This window comes from Brenneria sp. L4-2C, assembly GCF_040240335.1.
Lineage (GTDB): Bacteria > Pseudomonadota > Gammaproteobacteria > Enterobacterales > Enterobacteriaceae > Brenneria.
Genome location: NZ_JBEIAC010000001.1, coordinates 1 through 19,539 on the forward strand (window position 1 = coordinate 1; position 19,539 = coordinate 19,539).

21 protein-coding genes, 1 tRNA gene and 3 pseudogenes are annotated in these 19,539 nt (G+C 55.0%); 14 read left to right on the forward strand and 11 right to left on the reverse strand.

Annotation, left to right across the window (positions count from 1 at the left end):
- On the forward strand, positions 1-139 hold a 139-nt coding region (locus ABRZ26_RS00005), incomplete at its 5' end, for an IS3 family transposase (RefSeq protein WP_319602909.1).
- Positions 140-216: 77 nt separating this feature from the next.
- Positions 217-918: a metallopeptidase TldD-related protein gene (locus tag ABRZ26_RS00010; protein ID WP_319602910.1), complete on the forward strand. Its 702-nt coding sequence runs from the start codon at positions 217-219 to the stop codon at positions 916-918.
- A gap of 52 nt (positions 919-970) precedes the next feature.
- Here ABRZ26_RS00010 and ABRZ26_RS00015 read toward each other — a convergent pair whose 3' ends face one another.
- Together ABRZ26_RS00015 and ABRZ26_RS00020 are read right to left on the reverse strand one after the other, a co-directional pair.
- Complete coding sequence (locus tag ABRZ26_RS00015) at positions 971-1,960, reverse strand: FecR family protein (protein ID WP_319602220.1); 990 nt, start codon at positions 1,958-1,960, stop codon at positions 971-973.
- Between the two features lie 41 nt (positions 1,961-2,001).
- Positions 2,002-2,496: an RNA polymerase sigma factor gene (locus ABRZ26_RS00020; RefSeq protein WP_319602221.1), complete on the reverse strand. Its 495-nt coding sequence runs from the start codon at positions 2,494-2,496 to the stop codon at positions 2,002-2,004.
- Positions 2,497-2,882: 386 nt separating this feature from the next.
- Between ABRZ26_RS00020 and ABRZ26_RS00025 the strand changes: the two are divergent.
- From ABRZ26_RS00025 to ABRZ26_RS00035, 3 genes and pseudogenes are all read left to right on the forward strand, one after another.
- Positions 2,883-3,283: pseudogene (locus tag ABRZ26_RS00025) on the forward strand (DcrB-related protein); the annotation flags it as partial.
- Positions 3,284-3,388: 105 nt separating this feature from the next.
- Positions 3,389-3,568, forward strand: a complete 180-nt coding sequence (locus ABRZ26_RS00030; RefSeq protein ID WP_319602911.1) for an HNH endonuclease — start codon at positions 3,389-3,391, stop codon at positions 3,566-3,568.
- Positions 3,569-3,579: 11 nt separating this feature from the next.
- Entirely contained in the window at positions 3,580-3,885 is a 306-nt protein-coding gene (locus ABRZ26_RS00035) for a DUF7716 domain-containing protein (RefSeq protein ID WP_319602222.1), read from the forward strand.
- Between the two features lie 191 nt (positions 3,886-4,076).
- Here ABRZ26_RS00035 and ABRZ26_RS00040 read toward each other — a convergent pair whose 3' ends face one another.
- Positions 4,077-4,979 (reverse strand): LysR substrate-binding domain-containing protein, encoded by a 903-nt coding sequence (locus ABRZ26_RS00040; protein ID WP_319602223.1) that lies wholly within the window; start codon positions 4,977-4,979, stop codon positions 4,077-4,079.
- 115 nt (positions 4,980-5,094) lie between these two features.
- On the opposite strand from ABRZ26_RS00040, the gene ABRZ26_RS00045 reads away from it, so the two are divergent.
- Complete coding sequence (locus ABRZ26_RS00045; protein WP_319602224.1) at positions 5,095-5,793, forward strand: FMN-dependent NADH-azoreductase; 699 nt, start codon at positions 5,095-5,097, stop codon at positions 5,791-5,793.
- 133 nt (positions 5,794-5,926) lie between these two features.
- Here the strand turns inward: ABRZ26_RS00045 and ABRZ26_RS00050 are convergent, their stop codons facing one another.
- Positions 5,927-6,841: a LysR family transcriptional regulator gene (locus tag ABRZ26_RS00050; protein WP_319602225.1), complete on the reverse strand. Its 915-nt coding sequence runs from the start codon at positions 6,839-6,841 to the stop codon at positions 5,927-5,929.
- A 109-nt stretch (positions 6,842-6,950) separates the two neighbouring features.
- On the opposite strand from ABRZ26_RS00050, the gene ABRZ26_RS00055 reads away from it, so the two are divergent.
- Entirely contained in the window at positions 6,951-8,177 is a 1,227-nt protein-coding gene (locus ABRZ26_RS00055; protein WP_319602226.1) for an MFS transporter, read from the forward strand.
- Positions 8,178-8,272: 95 nt separating this feature from the next.
- Here the strand turns inward: ABRZ26_RS00055 and ABRZ26_RS25075 are convergent.
- A pseudogene (locus tag ABRZ26_RS25075) lies at positions 8,273-8,380 on the reverse strand (LysR family transcriptional regulator); the annotation flags it as partial.
- A gap of 206 nt (positions 8,381-8,586) precedes the next feature.
- Between ABRZ26_RS25075 and ABRZ26_RS00065 the strand changes: the two are divergent.
- The 4 genes and pseudogenes from ABRZ26_RS00065 to ABRZ26_RS00080 all read left to right on the forward strand — a co-directional run.
- Positions 8,587-8,787 (forward strand): annotated as a pseudogene (locus tag ABRZ26_RS00065) (serine hydrolase); the annotation flags it as partial.
- A complete protein-coding gene (locus ABRZ26_RS00070) occupies positions 8,787-9,302 on the forward strand; it encodes a zinc-binding dehydrogenase (RefSeq protein ID WP_319602227.1) in 516 nt (171 codons plus the stop codon). The pseudogene ABRZ26_RS00065 and the gene ABRZ26_RS00070, both read left to right, overlap by 1 nt.
- Positions 9,299-10,522, forward strand: coding sequence for an MFS transporter (locus tag ABRZ26_RS00075; protein WP_319602228.1), 1,224 nt, complete (start codon positions 9,299-9,301; stop codon positions 10,520-10,522). Before ABRZ26_RS00070 ends, ABRZ26_RS00075 begins: the two co-directional genes overlap by 4 nt.
- Positions 10,523-10,812: 290 nt before the next feature.
- Complete coding sequence (locus tag ABRZ26_RS00080) at positions 10,813-10,977, forward strand: hypothetical protein (protein ID WP_319602229.1); 165 nt, start codon at positions 10,813-10,815, stop codon at positions 10,975-10,977.
- 329 nt (positions 10,978-11,306) lie between these two features.
- Here ABRZ26_RS00080 and ABRZ26_RS00085 read toward each other — a convergent pair.
- Positions 11,307-11,383, reverse strand: a tRNA-Val gene (locus ABRZ26_RS00085).
- Positions 11,384-11,570: 187 nt separating this feature from the next.
- Positions 11,571-12,944, reverse strand: coding sequence for an MATE family efflux transporter (locus tag ABRZ26_RS00090; protein ID WP_319602230.1), 1,374 nt, complete (start codon positions 12,942-12,944; stop codon positions 11,571-11,573).
- Between the two features lie 432 nt (positions 12,945-13,376).
- On the opposite strand from ABRZ26_RS00090, the gene ABRZ26_RS00095 reads away from it, so the two are divergent.
- The gene (locus ABRZ26_RS00095) at positions 13,377-14,012 is read left to right on the forward strand and encodes a riboflavin synthase subunit alpha (RefSeq protein WP_319602231.1); all 636 of its coding nucleotides are present in this window, start codon (positions 13,377-13,379) and stop codon (positions 14,010-14,012) included.
- Positions 14,013-14,067: 55 nt separating this feature from the next.
- On the opposite strand, the gene cfa is transcribed toward ABRZ26_RS00095, so the two are convergent.
- Together cfa and purR are read right to left on the reverse strand one after the other, a co-directional pair.
- Complete coding sequence (gene cfa / locus ABRZ26_RS00100; RefSeq protein WP_319602232.1) at positions 14,068-15,228, reverse strand: cyclopropane fatty acyl phospholipid synthase; 1,161 nt, start codon at positions 15,226-15,228, stop codon at positions 14,068-14,070.
- Between the two features lie 350 nt (positions 15,229-15,578).
- A complete protein-coding gene (purR, locus tag ABRZ26_RS00105) occupies positions 15,579-16,610 on the reverse strand; it encodes an HTH-type transcriptional repressor PurR (RefSeq protein WP_319602233.1) in 1,032 nt (343 codons plus the stop codon).
- A 376-nt stretch (positions 16,611-16,986) separates the two neighbouring features.
- Between purR and cydH the strand changes: the two genes are divergently transcribed.
- Positions 16,987-17,076, forward strand: a complete 90-nt coding sequence (gene cydH, locus ABRZ26_RS00110; RefSeq protein ID WP_319602234.1) for a cytochrome bd-I oxidase subunit CydH — start codon at positions 16,987-16,989, stop codon at positions 17,074-17,076.
- 92 nt (positions 17,077-17,168) lie between these two features.
- Here the strand turns inward: cydH and ABRZ26_RS00115 are convergent, their stop codons facing one another.
- Positions 17,169-18,017 (reverse strand): C40 family peptidase, encoded by an 849-nt coding sequence (locus ABRZ26_RS00115; protein WP_319602235.1) that lies wholly within the window; start codon positions 18,015-18,017, stop codon positions 17,169-17,171.
- A gap of 347 nt (positions 18,018-18,364) precedes the next feature.
- Between ABRZ26_RS00115 and ABRZ26_RS00120 the strand changes: the two genes are divergently transcribed.
- Positions 18,365-18,715, forward strand: coding sequence for a Grx4 family monothiol glutaredoxin (locus tag ABRZ26_RS00120; RefSeq protein ID WP_319602236.1), 351 nt, complete (start codon positions 18,365-18,367; stop codon positions 18,713-18,715).
- Between the two features lie 80 nt (positions 18,716-18,795).
- On the opposite strand, the gene rnt is transcribed toward ABRZ26_RS00120, so the two are convergent.
- Positions 18,796-19,467, reverse strand: coding sequence for a ribonuclease T (rnt, locus tag ABRZ26_RS00125; protein ID WP_319602237.1), 672 nt, complete (start codon positions 19,465-19,467; stop codon positions 18,796-18,798).
- Between the last annotated feature and the right edge of the window lie 72 nt (positions 19,468-19,539).

Genomic DNA, 19,539 nt, shown 5'->3' on the forward strand with positions numbered 1-19,539 from the left:
CGGTGAGAGGTTCAACACGCGGGAGGAGATGAAATCGGCGGTATTCGAGTATATCGAGATAGACTACAATCGGCACCGACGGCATAGTGCCAACGGCGGGCTAAGCCCGGTGCAATTTGAGGAAAGAAACCTCGCTTAAGGCTGTGTCCACCGTCGCTGGGCAAGATCAGGTCCTCTTCTGAGCGCCGTTTTACCGAACTCCAGGAGCCGGAAGCTATCGGTAAGCTCGCTGCTAACCGTGCGCTTTCCCGCCTTAATCCTCGTCAGGTCAAAACAAAAAAGTCTCCAGTACTCTTTGATGCTTTACTGGCGAAAGATATCGTCGGTATAGTTTCAACCGCTTTAAATGGTATATCGCTTTTTTCCCAAACGTCATTTCTTATTGACAGTCTGGGAAGGGAGATATTTGCTGGCGACATCAGCGTCATTGAGAACCCTCACGTACGCGCCTCTTTCGGAAGCGCGCCTTTCGATGGCGAAGGGGTGAAAACGCGACGCAGGCATATTATCCGTTCTGGCGTGGTTGAAGAATATTTTCTGTCTTCCTATTCCGCGAAAAAGCTCGGCATGAAAACCACTGGCAATGCCAGCGGATCACATGGTTTATTTGTGTACAGTACACTGACAAAACCTGAAGACGATCTGGCGTCAATGCTGCGAAAGTTAGGAACCGGTTTGTATGTCACCCGCCTTTTTGGACAAGGCGTCAACTTAGTCACTGGCGGGTTCTCACGTGCTGCCGCAGGTTTTTGGGTCGAAAATGGGGAAATCCAGTATCCGGTGGAAGGTGTCACCGTCGCTGGAAATTTGCAGGATATCTACTCGGGTATAGCAGGCGTGGGCGCAGATCGTTTTAACACTGGCTCCTTTGAGTGTGGATCGCTTTTGGTAGAGCAAATGAGTATCGGCGGGATCTGATCTTTTACAGCAGGACGGCACGAATTTAAGCGCCCGCTGAACAGGACATCGTTCACCTTGCCGGCGCAGAGTAGATTTTTGCCGTACCATTATTTGAAATTTTGACCTGTACCGGTAATACCTCAGGAAGCGTTTTGAGCAGCAAATCTGGGTCTGTGCTTGAAAAAACGCCGGTAAGGCGTATTTTCCCTGCTTCTTTATCGGCTAAGAGGACAGGTGCTTTTCTGTAATGCTGAATTTCTTCTATTACCTCACTGAGCAATGTACCATTAAACTTAAGAATGCCATCTTTCCAGCTTATAAATTGTTCATGCTCATCAATGTTATTTACCGGAATGATATTTTCATTTTTAACCATTGCTGCATTGTTAGCGTAAAAATTCAGGCCGCTACTGTTTAACGGCGTTGATATGTTAACGATACCTTCTAAAACGGCAACGCGTATATCTTCATGACGTAAGCTTACTGTAAAACGAGTGCCAATATCTCTGATTCGTACATCGCTAGCCGCAACAATAAAAGGTTTCAGCGTAATATGCTTTACCGAAAACAACGCATCTCCTCGTTCCAGGGTCACTTCCCGCGTACGAAGTCTGTTTTTAAAATTAATTGAAGAGTTACTATTTAGCTGAAGAGAAGTTCCATCATCTAATGTCATTTCCATTTGTTTACCCACTGGCGATGAAATATTTTCCGAGGAAATCAGCGGGTTCTTCCACCAAACTAATGAAGAAATTAAAACCAGGCCGGATAAGGCAAGTAGCCAGTTTTTCTGACGATTAATTAAGACGGCGCTGTTTGGTAAATTATGATGGGGGAGGACGGTTTTTTCAGTGAGGCGAGGATATTTTTCCTGAAGATCGCTGTGGTAACAGTCGAAAACTTCATTCATGGAGAGATATTGTATGATGTAACTCTGAGCTTCGGAACTGCTTTGTGCCAGGCGCTTAAGTTCTTCACCTGCGCTGTTTTTTTCTTCGGCCTCACCAAAAGTGAACGAAACGATCAAATCATCAATTCTTTCCCTTTGAGATTGATCCATATCATGCCACCGAAGAATGTTTAATGTTCATTAGACTTTTTTTACTCTGTAAGTATTTTTCGGCATTCCTTCATTGCCTGTACAAGGTATTTCCTGACAACCGTCGTACTAATTCCCATTTCTCTTGCGGTTTCATCATACGACAAGTTATGGAATTTGCAAAGTATAAAAGCTTCCCGGCATCGGGGGGGGAGGCTATCGAGTGAGTTACAAAGCTGTTCTACTGTCTGACTTGCTGAGAGGTGACGCTCCGGATTGAGTTCAATTACCGGAATTGTCCCCACAGACTCATCTATATCATCAAGAGATATAAGTTGGTAATCTTTGTTTTTTCGAAAAGCGTCAATATTCAGATTACGAGCAATGGTGAATAATATTTTATCTGGAGAATTGATGCTTTGAGAGGCGCAATAATTCATCGCTTTCTCATAAGACGATTGTGCTAAATCCTCCGCATCGTCAACGCCAAAACGGTGAGTAAGTACGCTTCTTAATTTCAGGTATCCCGAGATAAGTACATCCGCACTACTACTCATTAAATATACTCCCGTTAAACATTAAGAAAAATTTCTCTTTCTAATTTAAAATATATTGCTCGGTGTAGCAAAAAGTTGCTAATGCTGAGGGGGTTGTGGCATTGATGCACAAAATAGACGTTAGCTACAGTCATTTTAAATTTAATAATGTTGATTTGAACATTTTAAAGGCAATAATTCCCTGTTATCTAATTGTAAAACGGCTTTACATTAAGCCAGATTTAAAGTTTTCATCAAGGAATTTAAATGCATAAAGATAGGCATTTTATGGATAAGAATATCGGCAAGCGTGCAGGCTTTGCCCGGCGATAGCAACAACCCGCACACGAACTCAACCGTGTTTCAGATGGGCCAAAATTTGGACTTAAATGCAAAAGGATGCTGCCATGTCTTCTTCTGACCCTATTCGCCGGTTTCACGAAGGCCGTGTGACCCTGCCTGCCGGATACGTTGATCGTACCGTTACCGTCTTTGCCCCCAACGATGATCATGCCGCCTCGATAAATATTTCCCGCGATACCTTGCAGCCGACCGAAACCCTCTCTGCTTATATTGACCGACAGTGCAATTGCTGGCTCAGCATCTTAAAGCCTGGCGCTCCGATGAACGCCTGCCAGTGGCGTTGGGGCAAACCGTGCAAGGTGAATGCGTGCCGGCCAGCTATCTGCGCGACGGCAAACGTATCTGGTGGCAGCAGGCGGTGTTTGTCCTGATTGACGGGTCGGTATTGGTTTTTACTCAGAGTAAAAACGACAGGCTCAGCGATGCGGACAAGGCGTTATTCCAGGCGTTAGCTCGGCAGCTTCATTCCAGCCGACCATCAGTAAGGGATCCTGAATTTAAACGGGAACTGCAGACTAAATACCTCGGTGCAGTTGAGCACGTTCAACCAATGAAAAATGGCAATTTCCGAGGTTCATCACCTAAAGGTCTAACATGGCACCACGGTGACTCACCAGGTTCCTTACAATTGGCTGATTTTAATGATCATAAAAGCTACCATAAAATTTATCACCCTGATGGTACCGGTCGGCGTAATAAATGGGGTGGCGGAACGAAATGCCGTAAATAAAGAGGTGACAAATGAAAGTTATTTCTGGTTTTGATGCGTTATTGGCAAAGTATAAAGAGTTGCCAGATGTTGGCTGGTTGTATGTCGAGCCCTCGTTTGATGTTGAGTCAACGAACGATATTAGCAATGGTAAATACTATCTTGCTGAAAATGAGGATGAAGAAATTGATTTTGAAGAAAACTATGGGACTTTTTTGGAAGCACCTATTTTTAAGGCCGTAATCGATAACAAGCTGGAGCATTCTCCCGGGGCGGATAAAAAAGATCTTCTTGATGCAGTTGTTTACTACCTTGAAAACGATGACTTTTTGGATTAATTAAAAACCGGAAGCGATCATGGAAATCCTTCCATTTTCATCCAGGCGATAATGCGTCTGACATTATTTGGGTCTTATATTCCTGCGAATTGGTTGTCCGTATGAATCGAAGTAGCGGCTGGGCCAGCAACTCGCCGCCACGGTGCGCGGCGGTGGAGTATCGTGGGAGATTGGGCGGCAGCGTGGGCCGGCTATGGACTGATGTTGAAGTGCGTTGTCTCGGCCGAGCGCACCAGCCAGTCTTCCACGGCCAGCACCGCGTCGGATACAGACCGCCGGCCGGGCTTGAGGACGTGGTACGACATGCCCTTGAGCACCGGTTCGGCCACGATTTCCAGCAATCCCATTCGTAGTTCTTCCTCAACCAGAACAAGGCTGAGCAAGGCCACGCCCTGGCTTGCGACAGCCGCCTGGATGGCGTGGCTTTCCTCGGAATAGCGGATGCCGGTGGACAGGTCGGAGGGCGGGTGGCCGCTCGCGCGCATCCAGGCCGCCCAGGTGAGGTCCATGGGGAGGGGACGATGCCAGTCGAAATGGATCAGCGGCCATTGCGAGGCCTCCTGGCGTATCGCGGCCCGTATGGTCGGACTGGCGACAGGGGCGAAACGATCCTCCAGCAATAAGGTGGCGGTAAGGCCCGGGTAATGGCCGTGGCCGTACCGGATCGCCAGGTCCGCTGTGCCGGCGTTCAGATCGACGGGCGCGTTGGACGCATGCACGTGCAGGTCGATGTCGGGATATACGGTCTGGAACGCGGCCAGCCTCGGCACCAGCCATTTGGTGGCGAAGGCCGGCGTCGCCGACAGCGTTACCGACGCACGGCGAGGTCGGCGCACCTGCTCGATCGCCATGGCGATGGCCTGGAAACCGCTGCTGACCGCTGCAAGCAAGGTCTGCCCATCCGGCGTCAGTTCGACCGCGCGGACCTTGCGCACGAACAAGGGGCGTTCGAGGTCTTCCTCCAGCACGCGAATGCGGTGGCTGATGGCGGTGGCCGTGACGGCCAGTTCCTCGGCAGCCTTCTTGAAACTGTTCAGTCGCGCCGCCGCCTCAAAGGCACGCAATGCGCTGAGCGAGGGAAGGCGCGTCGTCATCTATGAATGATTCCATATCATCTATTGGCTGATAAATTATCGTTTGTTTGGGCTTTCTTCTCGGATGAAACTTTATGTGAGTGATTTTACTTCATCCATTAGGAGCATTACCAGCATGACCACGCTTTTGCACATCGACGCCAGCGCCCGCCCAGGCGGTTCCGACGCGACACCCCACGGCTCGCACACACGCCGACTGACGGCCCGTTTCGTCCGGCAATGGGCGGCACTACACCCCGAAACACAGGTGATCTACCGGGATGTGGGCCAGGAGCCTCCGCCGCCCGTCACCAGTCGCTGGATCCATGCCGCGTTCACGCTGGAATCCGAGCGCGAGGACTGGATGCGAGAGGCGCTGCAGACTAGCGACACGCTGGTGGACGAACTGCTGCATGCCGACCTCATCGTCGCCGGCGTGCCGATGTACAACTTCGCCCCGCCGGCACAGTTCAAGGCCTGGGTCGACAACATCGTGCGCGTGGGACGGACCTTCGGGTTTGATCGAAGCCGCAGCGGCGAGCCGTACTGGCCGCTGCTGGCCAATGCCGGTAAGCGCCTGGTGATTCTGTCCTCGCGCGGGGATTACGGATACGACGCAGGCCAGCGCCTGGCGGGGTGCAACCATGTGGAAGCGTCCGTGCGCACCGCCTTTGCCTACATCGGTGTGACCGATGTGCATGGCGTGGCCATCGAGTACGATGAGTTCGCCGACCAGCGGTTGGCCGATTCGATCCAGCAGGCCGAAGCTGCGGTGGACGGACTGGTGTCGCTGCTGGCAAGCCGAGTGGCCTCGCCGACCAGCCAGATGGATTGAGGCATTTGGCGATGCGGAAGGCATCGGTCGGCAGCCGATCGCAAATGCGCGGGATGATTGGCGCACGTTGACGGCCAGATCGCCGTTGACAGGGAAGATGCCCACGTCGCAGCGGTCAAAACCGACTATTGCCTCAAGCCAAGTCCTGCGCCACCCGTTCGGCCAGGAAATCGAGCAGCACCCTGACCCTCGCCGGCACATGTCGGCCTGGGCCGACGAACACTGCATGGATGTCTTCCACGGCGCCGCAATCGTGCTTTTCCAGCAAGGGTACCAGCCTGCCGGCAGCAAGATCGGCCCGGACGTGGTAGCGCGCCAGCCGGGCGACACCGACCCCCGCCAGCGCCATCTGGCGCATGCTCTCGCCATCGCCCAGGCGCAGGTCGCCCGACGGTGCGATGGCGATGTGCGCGCCATCCCCACCGATGAAGGGCCAGGCATCCACATGCCGGGCGTAGTTGAAGCCCAGGCGCCGGTGCTGGTGCAGGTCTTCGGGCCGTTCAGGAGTGCCGGTGCGGCGCAGGTAGTCCGGCGAGGCCACCACCACCAGGCCGCTGGCGCCGAGTCGGCGCTGGGTCAGGCGCGAATCCGGCAGCGGTCCGGTGCGGATGGCGACGTCGCTGCGGTCGTCCAGCAGATCGACCACGACGTCGCTCAGCGTCACGTCCAGTTGAACGTCCGGGTAGCGTTGCAGAAATTCCGACAGGCGCGGCAGCAGGTAATGGACGCCGAAGGCCACATGGCTATTGATCCGTACGCGCCCGCGCGGCGATCCCACCTGTGCGGCCTCGTGCTCGGCGCAGTCGATGTCGTCGAGGATGCGCAGGCAGCGTTCATGGAAGGCGCTGCCTTCTGGCGTGAGTTGCAGCTTGCGCGTGGTGCGATGCAGCAGCTTCGTCCCCAGGCGCGTTTCCAACCGATTGATGAGCTTGCTGACGGCCGAGGCCGTCATACCCAACGGCTCGGCGGCCGCCGTGAGGCCTTCGGCGGCGACCACCGCGATGAACACTTCCATCTCGAAGGCGCGATTGATGTTTTGCCTAGACATTCAGGGAATCCATTTCAATAGTGAATTGAACTGAAGCATCTATTTCATCATAGCTATTCTCTCTACACTCCGAAAGATTAGATTCAATTCATCTATTGCGGAGTTCGTGATGGCTGTTTCCACCCAGCGCGGCACCTTGCCCGCTTTGTTGTCCATGATGGTCGGTGGCTTCGCCGTCGGCACCACCGAGTACGCGAGCGTCGGCGTGCTGCCGCAGATCGCCGACGACTTCGGCGTCAACCTGGCGCGCGCCGGGCTGGTCGTCAGCGGCTATGCGCTGGGCGTCAGCTTCGGATCGCCGATCCTCGCGGCGCTGACGGGAAACCTGTCGCGCAAGACGCTGATGCTGGCGGTCATGACCTTGTTCGTCCTGGCCAATGCCGCCGCCGCATTGAGCGCGAGCTACGAATTGCTCATCGTCGCGCGCATCGTCTCCGCGTTGCCGCATGGCATCTTCTTCGGTGTCGGCGCAGCGATCGCTGCGAGCCTCGTGGGGGAAGACCGGCGGGCCTCGGCGGTGGCGATCGTGTTCGGCGGCCTGACGATCGCGGTCGCGGCCGGCGTACCGATTGCGACCGTCATCGGCCAGCGCCTGGGTTGGCCGATGGCCTACTGGTTTGTCGCAGCCATCGGTCTGGTGTCGTTGCTGGCGATGGCGGCCACCTTGCCGCGCAAGATCGACATCGCGCCGGCCGGCAGCCTCATCGAACAGGTCAAGGTGCTGGGCAGCGGACGCCTGCTGATCGCGTTCGGCATGAACTTCTGCGCCTGGGGCGGCACCTTCGTCGCCTTCGCCTACCTGCCCAGCATCCTGGCCGACATCACCGGCTTCGGCCCGAACGGCGTGGCGTGGATGCTGGCCCTCTACGGTGTTTCGGTGATCGTCGGCAATTTCCTCGGCGGGCGCGTCTCCGACAAGAGGGTGGTGCCGGCGCTGGCGCTGATGCTTGGCGTGCAGGCGGCGGTGCTGCTGATCTTCACCTTCACCGCGTCGTCCATATTCGGCTCGATCCTGACGCTGGGCGTGCTAGGCGCGCTGATGTTCTGCAACGTGCCGGGCCTGGCGCTGTACGTCGTGCAGCTTGCCCAGCGCCATCGGCCCGGCAACGTGGACATCGCCTCGACCATCAACGTGTCGGCGGCGAATGCCGGCATTGCGCTTGGCGCTGTCATCGGCGGGTTGGTGGCGGAATCCCGGTTGGGGCTGGGTGCAACGCCGTGGGTCGGCGCGATCATGGTCGGCATTGGCCTGCTGCTGACGGTGTGGAGCGGTTGGCTGGATCAAAGAGAGGCAGGTGCAGGCTCAGTGACCTCGAACGATGTTCGAGCTCGGTGAGCCAAGGTGGCGGCGTGGGCCACGCCGCGTTATCGACTGCGCTGACCTCTGGGTCTGGAGGGCTTGCTCGCCGGCCACAGCACATGGAAGACGCCGGCGCGCTCTACATGGTCAGCGAGGATGGGGTGAAGCCGGCCGTCGGCGACGAAGCTGCGCGTCTCGGCGACCTGTACGAACACCAAGAAGCCATTCAGGCTGTCCATAATCCGCTCCTCTCACAATTGCGGACATTTTGTTCCGCACATCAAGGAACTGTAGCCTACTTTTTCTTTAATCGAGATATTTATATCGTCAAGGCATTGCCTATTGAATCGAGGTATTTGCCGTGACGAGTCTGCAATTTCCCCTGCGCCAAGGTGTTTCGCCCGCGCACCTGTCCGCACGTATCCAGGTCACCGTGCAGCAGGCACTGGACGACCCTTGGCTGGCCGCGACGCCGGAATCGGCAGCCACCTGGCGCAGGGGCGGCGCCTATGGCCATTCCTGGTTCGTAGATCGCGCGCAGGGCCTGAGCGTCGTGGCCTTCACCAACACGCTGTACGAAGGCATGTCCGGCCGCTTCGTCACCGACCTGCGCGATGCCGTCTATGGCGCGCTGGAGGTGCGGTGATGAAGACGCTACCCGCACACATGGCGGCCATCGCGTTTCGCCGCGGTGCCACGCTGGACGATCCCGACTGCCTGACCGATATCGAAACCGAGCGTCCCGAGCCGGGGCCGCTCGTCACCCACATCGCCGCGCTGTCGCATACGGCCGACCATCTGGGCGAACTGGCCGAACTGATCGCGCCGCAGGGTCGGCTGGCGATCATCGACGACCACGACACCTTGGACGCAGCGCCTTTCAAGGCCAAGAGCGTGTCGCTGCATTGGGAGATGGTGTTCACCCGTCCGCTGTACCGCACGCCGGACATGATCGCGCAGCACCGCATCCTCGACGAAGTGGCCGCGCTGGTGGACGCGGGCGTGCTGCGCTCGACCGTCAGCCACATGCTCCATCCGTTGGACGCAACCCGCCTGATCGAAGCCCATCGGCTGGTGGAAGGCGGCGGCGTCGCCGGCAAGGTGGTCGTGGCACGTTCAGTGGACGACACGGCACAACCCGCGCGGGAGGCTGGACGATGAGCGCCACTGCCCACGACCGCCTGCCACTGGCCTCGCTGCTGGCGCTGGCCATGGCGGCCTTCATCACCATCCTGACCGAGGCGCTGCCGGCCGGTCTGCTGCCGCAGATGGCGCAGAGCCTGGCGGTGTCCGAGGCCTGGGTCGGCCAGACCGTCACGATCTACGCCATCGGTTCGCTGCTGGCGGCCATCCCGCTGACCGCCGCCACGCAGGGCGTGCGGCGGCGCCCGCTGCTGCTGGCGGCTATCGCGGGCTTCGTCGTCTCCAATACTGTGACCACGTTCTCCGGCAGCTATCTCCTGACTATGGTGGCCCGCTTCCTCGCGGGCGTGTCGGCCGGGCTGCTGTGGGCGCTGCTGGCGGGCTATGCCGCGCGCATGGTGCCGGAGCACCAAAAGGGGCGCGCCATAGCCATTGCGATGGTCGGCACGCCATTGGCGCTGTCGCTGGGCGTGCCGGCCGGCACCTTCCTCGGCAATCTGGTCGGGTGGCGGACTTGCTTCGGCATCATGAGCGCACTGGCGCTGGTGCTCATGGTGTGGGCGCGCATCAAGTTGCCGGACTTCATCGGCCAGGCCGCGGGTAAGCGCTTTTCGCTGGGGCAGGTGTTCACGGTACCCGGCGTGCGGCCGGTGCTGTTCGTGGTGCTGGCTTTCGTGCTGGCGCACAACATCCTTTATACCTACATCGCACCGTTCCTGGCGGCGGCGGGCATGGCCGAACGGACGGATCTGGTGCTGCTGGTGTTCGGCGTCTCATCCCTGCTGGGCATCTGGATCGTTGGCGTGCTGATCGACCGCTACCTACGCGTGCTGACGCTTGCCAGTACGTTCGTGTTCGGCCTGGCCGCGCTGACACTCGGCGTGGCGGGCGATGCGCCCTGCGTGGTGTATGCGGCGGTGGCCGCCTGGGGCCTGGCCTTCGGCGGCTCGGCGACGTTGTTCCAGACGGCACTGGCCAAAACAGCAGGAGACGCCGCGGATGTCGCGCAGTCCATGCTGGTCACCGCCTGGAACACGGCGATTGCCGGCGGCGGTATCGTCGGGGGCGTGCTGCTCGAACGCCTGGGCGTCGACGCCTTCGCACCGGCCTTGCTGGGGTTGCTGGCGGCAACGCTGGTGGTGGTGTGGGTCGCCAGGCGTCATGGCTTTCCCGCCCCGGCGCTGGCGGCCGGCGCGTACCCGGAGATGTCCGATCGCCGGACCGGGGCGCGGCCATGAACGGCACCCGGTCATTGTTCTTCATCGCACTGGGCCGTGTCGCTGTACCCGGCAGAGCGCGCCGCGCACGACACCTCGATGGCGTTCCTCGGCACCACGCTGGGGCTGGTGTTGGGCGTGCCGCTGGTGACCTGGATCGAGGCCGTGGTGTCCTACGAGGCCTCGTTCTACTTCTGTGCCGTGGTGAATCTGGCGGCCGCAGCCGGGTTGTGGACCGTGCTTGTGCCCAGGCGCGAAGCCAGGATCCACGCACCGGGACAGACTCTGGCGATCCTGCGCAGACGGGCGGTATGGCTGTCGATCACTGCGGCGTGGTGCTGGGGGCGGCGGTCGGCGGCGGCTTCATCGACGCGGCAGGGATGCAGGGAACGGTTTGGAGCGGCTGGCTGTTTGCGGCGTTGGCGGTTTCTACGGTGCTGGCCAGGAAACCCTGGCGGGCAAGCGAGGCCGCATGAACGACGCTGCACTGGCAAAGTACACTGCGGATACCACGTGACTGCCCAGCCCGCTGGTCGGGGTTGAGCGGCGATGCGGCTGATGATGGCGGCGTTCTAATCGCAACTCCTGATTTTACGTCAGAGCTGGATTCTGGTTTCCAATAGCATCGGCTAACAGCAACAATCCGGACTCGAATTCTACCTCGTTTCCGACGGTCCAAAATTTGGACTTAAATTTGGACTTAAATGCATCGAATTTCGGTGGAATTCAGTGAAAGCCGCTAAAACGCTAAAGGGTGGTTTTATCTGTTATTTCAAAGACCTGTAGGCATTTTTGAAACAAGAAATGGTGCGTTCTAATGGACTCGAACCATCGACCCCCACCATGTCAAGGTGGTGCTCTAACCAACTGAGCTAAGAACGCATTCAGGAAAAGTTTTTAAAACTTGCTGTCTGCCTGACAACGGGAACGAATATTAACGGTCGCTCTTGTCGCTGGCAAGGGGGAAAATGCAAATTTGTGGCCCTGTACGGTGCGATTGCTGCGCTTCTATGCATTCCGCTGTTTTTTTCATCCGTTTTCGCCGTCCGTGGCGTGCGCCAGCGCGATATCAATGCGCTGATCGCGCTAAAATCAGCGCGGCCGGCTGGCGCTGAAGAAAACGAATGCGTGCGACCATCATGATGGCGGAGGCGGTTAAGCCGATGATGAACCCGCACCAGAATCCCGCCGGCCCCATGCGGGGAACGAGATAATCGGTCAACGCCAGCAGGTAGCCGCCGGGAAGCCCCAGTACCCAGTAGGAGACGAAGGTGATATAGAAGATCGAGCGGGTATCTTTATAACCGCGCAGCACGCCGCTGCCGATAACCTGTATGGCATCCGATATTTGATAGACGGCGGCCAGCAACATGAGTTGCGACGCCATTGCCACAACCACGGGCTCCTGATTGTACAGCCGGGCGATCGGTTCGCGCAGCAGGCCGGTGAACATCGCGGTGCAAAATGCCAGCGCCACGCCGCACATAATGCCGGTATAGGAGGCGATTCGCGCATTCTCGACCGACCCTTCGCCCAGACGATGGCCGACACGGATGGTGGTCGCGATACCAATAGAAAGCGGCAGCACGAACATCAGCGAGCTGAAGTTGAGCGCAATCTGGTGACCGGCGACATCAACCACGCCAAGCGGCAACACCAGTAGCGCCACCACGGCAAATAGCGTCACTTCAAACAGCAGCGCCAAAGCGATGGGCAAACCCAGGGTGAATAGCCGTTTCAGCACCGGCCAGTCGGGTTTGAATCCGGGCTGCTGTAGCTTGATGTCGCGCAGCCAGACGGCTCTTTTGCTATAGGCCGCCATCAGCAGAAACATGATCCAGTAAACGGAAGCGGTAGCGACGCCACAGCCGACCCCACCCAGCTCCGGCATACCGAATTTACCGTGAATCAGGATATAGTTGATCGGTATGTTGATTACTAAGCCGATGAAACCAATGATCATGCCGGGCAGGGTTTTTGACAGCCCTTCGTTTTGACCGCGTAAAACCTGATAAAAAAGATAGCCTGGCACGCCCCAAAGGAGCGCTTGCAGATAGCCGACGGCTTTTTCCACCAGCTCTGGCGAGTCGTCATTCATCAGTCGGATAATCCGCTCCCCTTGATGGAGGGCCAGCATGGTCAGCACGGAAACGATCAATGCCAGAAAGAAAGATTGTCGAATTTGATGTGCGATACGGTCTCGGCGGCCTGATCCATTTAACTGCGCCACAACCGGAATAAGCGCAATCAACAGACCATGCCCGAAAAGAATGGCCGGTAGCCAGATTGACGTGCCGACGGCGACGGCCGCCATATCCGTTGCGCTGTATGCGCCTGCCATGATGGTATCAACCACCCCCATGGAGGTCTGGGACACTTGCGCGATGATGACAGGGATCGCGAGCGCTGATAATTTACGCGCTTCTGACAGATACTTCTGCACAAACACCTACCTTGAATTGACGAACTTAGCGGGATGATTAAACGTGGATAAAAAACGCGCTGCTATCACGAATAGCAATAAGCGCCTCATTGTAACGGCTTGCCGGAAGTAAATCAGCTTGCGGGAAAATAAATTAATCAAAGGTTCAAGAATGGTTTAAATGCGAACCGGCGACGGCAATCAGGTTTGGTTTTCCTCTTAATATGGGGCAAACTGCATCATAGCCATTTATACCCGCCGTTTTTCAGGTTGCCGGTGTATTGACTGCTCTCGCTCACCCGCGGCGTTTATTTGCGTAAGCGTCTCGGCATTCGTTCGATGGCCGTCTGCCCGCACCTTGAATCTATTGGGTGAATATTAATCAGCAATGAGTTGTTACCCGTATCGCTTAGCACTCATTTCATCTACAGCATTCTTTGAGAGGCAAGCCGTATGTTTACCGGTATTGTTCATGGCACCGCGCCGGTGGTGTCTATTGATGAAAAAGTCAATTTTCGCACACACGTTCTTCAATTGCCGCCTGAGTTATTGCCGGGCTTGGTGCCTGGCGCTTCGGTGGCCAACAATGGTTGTTGTCTGACGGTAACGTCGGTCAATGGCGATCGCGTTAGTTTTGACCTGATGAAGGAAACGCTGCGGTTGACCAACCTGGGCGATATTACCGAAGGCGACAGCGTTAACCTTGAGCGGGCGGCCAAGTTTGGCGACGAGATCGGCGGACACGTTATGTCGGGTCATATCATCTGCACGGCGGAAGTGGTGAAGATCCTGGTGTCGGAGAACAACCATCAGATCTGGTTCCGCCTGGCGGACGAGTCGCTGATGAAGTATGTGTTGCATAAAGGTTTTATCGGCATTGACGGCATCAGTCTGACAGTCGGTGACGTCACCCGCAGCCGTTTCTGCGTTCATCTGATCCCCGAAACGCTAAATCGCACCACGCTGGGACAAAAGAAACTGGGGCAGCGGGTGAATATCGAAATCGACCCGCAAACTCAGGCCGTGGTGGATACGGTAGAACGGGTATTGGCCGACCGAGGAGTTAGCGAGCCGTCCAGCGAAGAATAAGCGCTCAACAAAAAACCGCTCGGCGTATTGCGCGGGCGGTTCGAGGGCCAAACGATTAACGCGGAACGCGTATCCCGCCTTCAACGCCTTCCTTACTGAAAAGTACCTGCCAGAGCTGAATATCCCGCGCGCGGAACGCGCCGGCGCAGGCATTCAGGTAGTAGCTGAACATCCGGCGGAAACGCGCGGAGTAACGGTCGGCAAGCGCGGGCCAATGCTGCTGGAAACGCTCGAACCAGGCCATCAGCGTGCGATCATAATCGGCGCCGAAATTGTGCCAGTCTTCCATCACCATATAGGGTTCGCTGGCGCGCGCGATATGCTGGACGGAGGGAATGCAACCGTTGGGGAATATGTATTTATCAATCCAGGGATCGACTTTAGAGTCGGTTTTTTGCGCGCCGATGGTGTGCAGTAAAAATAATCCGTCGGACTTAAGGTTCTTATTAACGACCTGAAAATAGGTCTTGTAATTCTTGGGACCCACGTGTTCAAACATGCCGACGGACACCACCCGATCGAATTGCAAATCCAAATCGCGATAGTCCTGTAATAAAATCTCGACGTCCAGACCCTGACAGCGTTGCTGGGCCAGTTTCTGCTGTTCTTTGGAAATGGTGACGCCGATGACGGACACGCCATAACGACGTGCGGCGAATTCGGATAGTCCGCCCCAACCGCAGCCAATGTCCAATAGCTTCATTCCTGGTTGCAACTGGAGTTTTTCGCAGATCATTTGCAGCTTGTCTTCCTGCGCCTGCTCCAGAGTGGTCGCCTGTTTCCAGTAGCCGCAGGAGTATTGCATGTAAGGATCCAGCATCAGCGAAAACAGGTCGTTGCCCAAATCGTAGTGCTCTTTGCCGACAATCCAGGCGCGTCTTTTGGATTGCAGATTGATCAGTCTTGCGGCGGCAACGCGCAAAATGTCTTTCATATGATGGGGGACTTTTTTATCCAGACCGGCGCGTAATATGCGGTGAAAGAACATATCCAGCCGTTCGCATTCCCACCATCCGTCCATGTAGCTTTCACCCAATCCTAATGAGCCTTCACGCAACACGCGTTTGAAAAAATCGGGATTTTTAATCTTTATATCAAAAGGGCGGGAGCCGTTGATTTTGATATCGGCCATGTCCAGCATTTCACGCACAATTTGAAACCAGGAGTTGCCATGGCTCTCCAGTCCTTCTACATCCTCTATACACGATGAACTCATAATTTCTCCCTACCTTGCCGCTCACGGTGAAAACTGCAAGGAAAGCATAGACAATTTTTTACCCATTATCGGCATCGGTGGGTATCACCCATCGTCTACCCTCTGAATAACAAGAGGAAAATGAAGAGAAAAAGCCGGTACGCAAATACGTAGAGGCACTCATCCTTAAAATAAACGCGCACATCCAATATGCGCTCACACTATATAAGGATAGTGAATAAAGAGATTAATATGGTTGTTGTCGTCGAATTGCTGATCAGTTTAGGACTGCTTCAGCCAGGGTACAAGCATAAATTGGCTGAAGCAGCGTAGCGGCTAGAGGGTATAGCGGCAGATAAATGCGTGGGTGCTCAGGAATAACGCCGGTAATCGCGGAATGGGCCATCGGCGACGGAACGACGTTCTATCAGCGAAGGATGAACCTCAATAACCTGGGCGTCTTCGCGCTTACTGGTAATTCGGTCCAAAAGCATCGATAAGGCCGATTGTCCCAACCGTTCTTTCGGCTGGTGGATGGTGGTCAGCGCCGGGGTGAAAAAACGGGCATGACGAACATTGTCGTAGCCAATGACCGAGATATCCTGGGGAACGTGTAGCCCCAGTTCGTCCGCCGCGCAGATAGCGCCCATGGCCATAATATCCCCGCCGCAGAAAACCGCCGTGGGACGATGTTTCTGCGCCAGAATCTGGTGCATCGCCTTATAGCCGGATTCGGGTTCAAAGTCGCCCCGTACGATCCATTCATCGTGAATCTGAATATCGGCGTCGTGCAGCGCTTTTAAAAAGCCAAGATAGCGTCCGCTGCCGGTATTGCGCTCAAGAATGCCATGAATGGCGCCGATTTCCCGGTGACCGCGTTCGATAAGATAACGGCCCGCCATATAACCGCCTTCAAACGCGTTATCAATAATGGTGTCGGTAAAATCGCTGTGAGCCTGTCCCCAATCCATCACCACCATCGGAATACTGCGATAGTCTTCCAGCATGGCAAGGAGTTCGGGCGGATATTCCGCGCACATCACCAGCAATCCGTCGACGCGCTTTTGCGCCAGCATGGAAAGGTAGGCGCGCTGTTTATCGATGTCGTTATGCGAATTACACAAAATCATCGTATAGCCTTTGGCGTAGCAACCGTTTTCAACGGCTTCAATGATTTCCGCAAAGTAGGGCGCTTCGCTGGAGGTCGCCAACAGACCGATAGTCCTTGTATTATTCACTTTAAGACTGCGGGCCACGGCGCTGGGCGAATAGTGTAATTCTTTGATGGCGGCCCTGACGGCGGCTTTGGTTTCTTCGGCGACGAAACGTGTTTTATTTATCACATGCGATACGGTTGTGGTCGAAACGCCTGCGCGCTTTGCCACATCTTTGATCGTTGCCATGTAAAAGTGACTCCTAACCGACTCATTACAGTCGTATATATATTGTTAATCGTTTGCCTGCGTTTAACGTTCTCTTTCCAGATAAAAAAACAGAATTTTAGAAGGAGAATGCCGAATGTTATACCTGAAGGGGCAAGGCGGACTTTCTCGACCAATACGCGGCGTGTCGTCAAACAGCGAATTTTGTCCGATTTGACAGAAAAGTGAAAGCAGTAATTTATATTATTAGTGATACGCCGCCCTCAGTTTTTTCGGGCAAACCCGGCAACAGCGGCTATTGTTATACAAGATGCCGCTTTAGCCCGATGTTGAATGCAAGGCGCTAAAGAGGGTCAATATTTTCTTCTGATAATTCTTATACGCAAAGGAGATACCGATGGATGCCGACCTGAAGATTTCGCTGCTGGCCACCGTTGGGGCGCTGTTGCTGGTTGTCGTATTCAGTTTTGCCGCCGTATTGAATTAATTGAAACCAAGCGTTCGTTTTCGCCATCCGATCGGGCGCGTTTTCAACGGAAAACGCGCCCGATTTCCTTCTGATCGTTTCGTCGTTGCGGCTTAGCGAATGGTTTGCGGGGTGACGACGCGACGCGCGCCGACATAATGATCCTGCCAGTAATCTTCGCTCAGTTTGCTGATGCGAATATCTGAACCGGTACGCGGCGACTGAATGAATTTCCCGTTACCCACATACACGCCGACATGGTCGGCCGCGCCGCGGTTATTGATACGGAAGAAAACCAAATCGCCGCTTTCCAGTTCGCTTTTCTTGATCGGGGCCGCGTCGCGCAAATGATACATCTCATTGGCGGTGCGGGGGATGGGGATTTTTACCACGTCCTTGTAGGCATAATAAACCAATCCGCTACAGTCGAATCCGGTAAAGGGCGATGCGCCGCCCCAATGATAGGGTTTACCCACTTGATCCATCAGCTTATTCATCGCGGTCAATTTGGCATGCTGGTAACGTTTCTTGTGCGCTTCGCTCAGCGTTAACGCTTTTTCCGTTCCGTCGCCATTTACACCAACTTTTACCTTGGCGCGCGAGGAGGCATAGCGGGCTTCATTTGCCAAATGCAATTTTTTGAGATTTTTCCTGACTAACGCCGGCGTGTCGCTTTTCGTGCGCGATGGGGTCGGCGCCTGTTTGTGCCTGGCGAGGTGGATGACTTTAACTTTTTTCGTGGCGGCGTTTGTTTTGCCGCTATCCGTTTTGGTTTTTTTTACTTTTGCCGCGCCGGACGCTTTCTGGTTATTTTTCTTCGCCTGCGGATTTTTTTTGTGATCGTCCTCAATGTTTACGTTGGCCTTTCGTGACGGTAAATTCGGCGTATGCGGCGCCGCCTGGGCGATATTCAGGAATAGGTTACTGAAAAACAGGATAAAAAGGGTAATAAACAAGCGCATGATAGCCGTGGTCGTTCATCGTTATTAACTCACTGAGTGCGCACAGTATTCCCGAAAACCACATGATAAAAAAGTGGGCGCGGCCTCTTTATTCGAACAGAATAGTGAAAAAAAGTTAATGGGGGTTTTTGTCCTGCTCGATTTGTCATCGATTTCTACTGTGAGTTTCATCATTTGTCGGTTGTGATAGGGTAAAGGCATACCCACACAAAAAATGGCGTTTTTTTGTGGTCGCCGCCATCGGTACAATATCATTGAGTGGATGGCGCTGTAGTGGCTCATCTGATAGATGCTCGTGGTTAATGAACATGACGTTAGCCATCCTAAAGGTTTAAGGAAGCAAGAGAATGACGACAACGACAATTGAAAAAATTCAGCGCCAGATCGCTGAAAACCCGATCCTGCTGTATATGAAAGGTTCACCTAAATTGCCTAGCTGCGGATTTTCCGCTCAGGCGGTACAGGCGTTGTCTGCTTGTGGCGAACGTTTTGCCTATGTCGATATCCTACAGAATCCGGATATCCGCGCCGAACTGCCGAAATATGCCAACTGGCCGACATTCCCCCAACTGTGGGTCGACGGCGAATTGGTCGGCGGCTGTGATATCGTTATTGAAATGTATCAGCGTGGCGAATTGCAGCAGTTGATCAAAGAAACGGCGGATAAATACAAATCCCAGCAGGAAGGGCAGGAATAATCCGACGCGTAGCGGATAACCGTTTTCTGCAAGAGAAATAAAGAGGGTGGCGAAAGTCACCCTTTTTTTGCGCGTTCGGCTTAGTCTGCGGTGGACGTTTTCTCTAATTGATTTTCATTAAAAACGATAGGCCAGCCGCCCATGCGTTTCCAACGGTTGACCAGCTCACAAAAAAGCAGCGCCGTCTGGTTGGTATCGTAAAGCGCGGAGTGCGCCTGACTGGAGTCAAAATCGATGCCCGCGGTGATACAGGCTTTGGCCAGCACGGTTTGGCCCAATACCAGACCACTCAGCGCGGCGGTATCGAAAGTAGCGAAAGGATGGAAAGGATTGCGCTTCAGGCTGCAACGTTCGGCTGCGGCCATCATAAAGCTGTGATCAAACGTCGCGTTATGCGCCACGATGATGGCGCGGTTACATCCCTGATCTTTTAAGCCCTTGCGCACCACTTTGAAAATTTCATGCAGCGCTTCGTATTCGCTGACCGCGCCGCGCAGCGGATTGCTGGGGTCAATACCGTTAAACGCCAGCGCGGCGGGCTCCAATATGGCGCCTTCGAACGGCTCAATATGAAAATGTAGAGTTTCATCTGGCTGTAACCAACCATCAGCGTCCATTTTTAATGTTATTGCCGCAACTTCCAGTAAGGCATCGGTTTTAGCATTAAACCCGGCGGTCTCGACATCTATCACCACCGGATAAAACCCACGGAAACGACCACTCAGGGCGTTCAGGTCATTTTTATCAGCCATTAGTCTCTTAATCTTTAGCAAAATGCAGCGCGTATTATGGCAAATTTTGGCGGGAGATGCAGTAAGCGGAGA

What these genes read in the sequence shown, in the direction of transcription:
- ABRZ26_RS00015 (WP_319602220.1), bottom strand. Translation starts at nt 1,960, where the DNA reads ATGGATCAATCTCAAAGGGAAAGAATTGATGATTTGATCGTTTCGTTC.
- ABRZ26_RS00020 (WP_319602221.1), bottom strand. Translation starts at nt 2,496, where the DNA reads ATGAGTAGTAGTGCGGATGTACTTATCTCGGGATACCTGAAATTAAGA.
- ABRZ26_RS00030 (WP_319602911.1), top strand. Translation starts at nt 3,389, where the DNA reads ATGAAAAATGGCAATTTCCGAGGTTCATCACCTAAAGGTCTAACATGG.
- ABRZ26_RS00035 (WP_319602222.1), top strand. Translation starts at nt 3,580, where the DNA reads ATGAAAGTTATTTCTGGTTTTGATGCGTTATTGGCAAAGTATAAAGAG.
- ABRZ26_RS00040 (WP_319602223.1), bottom strand. Translation starts at nt 4,979, where the DNA reads ATGACGACGCGCCTTCCCTCGCTCAGCGCATTGCGTGCCTTTGAGGCG.
- ABRZ26_RS00045 (WP_319602224.1), top strand. Translation starts at nt 5,095, where the DNA reads ATGACCACGCTTTTGCACATCGACGCCAGCGCCCGCCCAGGCGGTTCC.
- ABRZ26_RS00050 (WP_319602225.1), bottom strand. Translation starts at nt 6,841, where the DNA reads ATGTCTAGGCAAAACATCAATCGCGCCTTCGAGATGGAAGTGTTCATC.
- ABRZ26_RS00055 (WP_319602226.1), top strand. Translation starts at nt 6,951, where the DNA reads ATGGCTGTTTCCACCCAGCGCGGCACCTTGCCCGCTTTGTTGTCCATG.
- ABRZ26_RS00070 (WP_319602227.1), top strand. Translation starts at nt 8,787, where the DNA reads ATGAAGACGCTACCCGCACACATGGCGGCCATCGCGTTTCGCCGCGGT.
- ABRZ26_RS00075 (WP_319602228.1), top strand. Translation starts at nt 9,299, where the DNA reads ATGAGCGCCACTGCCCACGACCGCCTGCCACTGGCCTCGCTGCTGGCG.
- ABRZ26_RS00080 (WP_319602229.1), top strand. Translation starts at nt 10,813, where the DNA reads ATGGCTGTCGATCACTGCGGCGTGGTGCTGGGGGCGGCGGTCGGCGGC.
- ABRZ26_RS00095 (WP_319602231.1), top strand. Translation starts at nt 13,377, where the DNA reads ATGTTTACCGGTATTGTTCATGGCACCGCGCCGGTGGTGTCTATTGAT.
- cfa (WP_319602232.1), bottom strand. Translation starts at nt 15,228, where the DNA reads ATGAGTTCATCGTGTATAGAGGATGTAGAAGGACTGGAGAGCCATGGC.
- purR (WP_319602233.1), bottom strand. Translation starts at nt 16,610, where the DNA reads ATGGCAACGATCAAAGATGTGGCAAAGCGCGCAGGCGTTTCGACCACA.
- cydH (WP_319602234.1), top strand. Translation starts at nt 16,987, where the DNA reads ATGGATGCCGACCTGAAGATTTCGCTGCTGGCCACCGTTGGGGCGCTG.
- ABRZ26_RS00115 (WP_319602235.1), bottom strand. Translation starts at nt 18,017, where the DNA reads ATGCGCTTGTTTATTACCCTTTTTATCCTGTTTTTCAGTAACCTATTC.
- ABRZ26_RS00120 (WP_319602236.1), top strand. Translation starts at nt 18,365, where the DNA reads ATGACGACAACGACAATTGAAAAAATTCAGCGCCAGATCGCTGAAAAC.
- rnt (WP_319602237.1), bottom strand. Translation starts at nt 19,467, where the DNA reads ATGGCTGATAAAAATGACCTGAACGCCCTGAGTGGTCGTTTCCGTGGG.